Raw genomic sequence first — 3,397 nt, 5'->3', positions numbered from 1 at the left:
GCGGCGGAGTCCAGGGCAGCAGGGTCGAGCACGGCGGTGTGGGGCACGTTGCCCAGCGTGCCCCACCGCGCCGACAACCCGGGCGCACGGTCCACAGGCCCTGCGTGGCGGTGACCGGCGCACGACGAGGGAGCGACGAGGGCTGCATTCCTGCGGGCTCCGCAAGGTGCAGCCGTGACAGTTGCCCAGGTTCTTGCTGGCTCCGGTCACGAAGTTATTACGATTGCTTGACCTAACCGAAGACCACGGAAACGATTGCGCCGCCTGCGCGGTGTCGCGGAGGCGAAGACATCTTCGGAGGCGTACGTGGCACCAGGGATCCGCTCCCTACATCCTGATTCCTCCCGCAGCTCCCGCACCCCCATGATGCGTCGATCCGCGGGTCTCGCCGTGGCCGCTCTCGCGGTCTCCGGCCTCAGTGCCCTCCCTCAGAGCCTCGCCCGGGCCGACGAGCCCGACATCGCGGTCGGCGCGGTCGCCACGGCCACGTCGAGCGAGAGCGCGACCTACTCCGCCGCCCTCGCGGTCGACGGGGACCCGGCGACCCGTTGGGCCAGCACGTTCTCGGACCCGCAGACGATCACGCTCGACCTGGGCTCGCGCGCCCACGTCACCGGCGTGACGCTGCTCTGGGAGGCTGCGTTCGGCAAGGCGTACACGATCGAGTCCTCGCTCGACGGCTCGACATGGTCGCCGCTCGCCTCGGCGACGGACGGCGACGGCGGGACGGACGACTTCTCCGGCCTCTCCGCCGATGCGCGCTACCTGCGCCTCACCGGCACCGTCCGGGCCACCGCGTACGGCTACTCGCTGTACTCGTTCCAGGTGCACGGCACCTTCAGCGAGCAGGCCGTGAGCCTGACCGCCTCGTCCGCGCAGTCGGCCGAGGGTGCGGCCACGACGCTGCACGTACGCCTGAACAAGGCTTCCGAGAGTCCCGTTTCGGTGAACTACGCGACGGCAGACGGCACGGCGGTCGCCGGGCGTGACTACGTGGCCGCCGCCGGCACGCTGACCTTCGCCCCGGGGGAGGTCGACAAGACCGTCGTCGTCGCGGGTATCGAGGACACCACCGACGAGCCGGCGGAGACCCTGAAGCTCGACCTGTCGGCGGCGGCGCCCGCGGGGACGCTCATCTCCCCGCGCAGCTCCGCCACGGTCACGCTGCTCGACGACGACGAGGCCCCGCTCTCGGGCGGCACCAGGACGATCGACGACTTCGACGGCGGGTCCGTCCCGAACGGCGTCTTCAACTTCGGCGGCCGTGGCGGAGCGGACAACCCCACGCTGAGCGTCGTCGCGGCGGACCGCCCCGGTGCCTCCGCGGGCAACACCGGCCTCGACGTCCCCTACTCCATCGTCGAGTACGGCGGCTTCACCCACGACCTGTCGGCACCGCAGGACTGGCGCGACTACGACGGCTTCAGCTTCTGGGTCAAGGGCACCGGGACCGGCGGCACCGTCCAGTTCGAGATCAAGGACGGCAGCAACAGCGCCGGCTCGGGCGAGCTGTGGGAGTCGACCTTCAAGGACGACACGTCCCAGTGGAAGCAGGTGCGCGTCCTCTTCAAGGACCTCAAGCGACGCGCGTCCTACCAGCCGCCGGGCGCGCCCACGGACGGCGTGCTCGACCTCGACCGCATGTGGGGGTATGCGGTCAACCTGCCGAGCGGCTCCGGCCACTTCGTCTTCGACCAGGTCCAGCTCTTCGAGAACGTCCGCGTCATCGAGGACTTCGAGGCCCCGAACCCGCCGGTCAACCCCTCCGGCAGCCCCGAGGGAATCCTCGGCTTCCAGGGCGACAGCTCCAAGCCGGTCGTCATCACGCTGCCCGAGCGCGCCCGTGACGGCGTGACGGACAACCACCTCCTGTCCGCCGCCTACGACACGACCACGAGCTACGCCGGCGTCTCGCACAACCTCAGCTTCAACACCGACCCGCAGGACTGGAGCTCGTTCGGCGGGCTGCGCTTCTGGTGGTACGGCCAGAACGTCGTCCCGCCGGCGGCGCCGGGTGGCGGCAAGAGGATCAACATCGAGGTCAAGGACGGCGGCGCCAACGCGGAGGCCTCCGAGCTCTGGACCACGTCGTTCACCGACGACTGGGTCGGCTGGCACCTCGTGGAGCTGCCGTGGTCGCAGTTCCAGTACCGCGGTGACTACCAGCCGGTCGGCGGTATCAACCACGTGCTCGACCTCGACCGCATGTGGGGCCTCGCCTTCACCGCTCCCACCGGGTCCGTCGGCAAGCTCGAGTACGACCAGATCGAGGTGTACGGGACCCCCGCCGTCACCCCGACGGTGAGCGTCAGCACCGACGCGCCCGTCTACACCCTCGACGAGGGCGAGACGGCCCACGTCGGCGTGCGCGTCACCGCGACCGGCGGCGCGCCGCTCGCGAGCGACGTGACCGTCGCGTACTCCACCGGCAACGGCTCCGCCACCGCGGGCGCGGACTACACGGCCGTCAGCGGCCAGCTGGTCTTCCCGGCCGGCACGGCCTCGGGAACCGTCAAGACCTTCGACGTCACCGCGCTCGTGGACGGCGACGGTGAGGTCGCCGAGACCATCCCGGTCGCCCTTTCCGGGGGCCCGGGCGTCTCGGTCACGCAGGACCTGCCGACGCTCGTCGTCAACGCGCACGGGCTGCCCTACCTCGACGCCTCGCTCAGCACGGAGGCACGCGTCGCGGACCTGCTGTCGCGCATGACGCTGGCGGAGAAGGTCGGGCAGATGACCCAGGCCGAGCGCAACGCGCTCAAGGCGCAGGACGACATCGCGTCGTACGAGCTGGGCTCGCTGCTCTCGGGCGGTGGCTCGACGCCGACGCCGAACACCGCCGAGGCGTGGGCCGACATGGTCGACTCGTACCAGCTGCGCGCCCAGCAGACCCGTCTGCAGGTGCCGCTGCTCTACGGCGTGGACTCCGTCCACGGTCACAACAACGTGGTCGGCGCGACGATCTTCCCGCACAACATCGGCCTCGGCGCCATGCGCAACCCGGCGCTGGTCGAGCAGGTCGAGCACGTCGTCGCCACGGAGACCCGCGCGACCGGGCCGCAGTGGGCGTTCTCGCCGTGCGTCTGCGTCGCGCAGGACGACCGGTGGGGACGCACCTACGAGTCCTTCGGTGAGGACCCCGCGCTCGTCATCGCCAACGAGACCGCCATCGACGGCCTGCAGGGCAAGACGCCGGCCGAGCTGAAGAACCCGGACCGGGTGCTCGCCTCGACGAAGCACTTCGCCGGCGACGGCGGCACCACGTACAACCCCGACAGCACCGGCTACAAGATCGACCAGGGCGTCAGCGTGACGAACCGGCCGGACTTCGAGAAGAACCACCTCGCGCCGTACGTCCCGGCCGTCCAGCAGCACCACACCGGGACGATCATGCCGT

General features: G+C 70.7%; 1 protein-coding gene. It reads left to right on the top strand.

Going from position 1 to position 3,397, the window contains the following annotated elements:
- Nucleotides 1-390: 390 nt before the first annotated feature.
- Nucleotides 391-3,397 (top strand): carbohydrate binding domain-containing protein (locus G9H71_RS21620; RefSeq protein WP_196792358.1); only part of this gene is annotated, 3,007 nt, incomplete at its 3' end.

This window comes from Motilibacter deserti, assembly GCF_011250635.1.
Lineage (GTDB): Bacteria > Actinomycetota > Actinomycetes > Motilibacterales > Motilibacteraceae > Motilibacter_A > Motilibacter_A deserti.
Note: the sequence above shows the minus strand (reverse complement) of the source record. Positions and strands in the feature narration are given on the sequence as shown.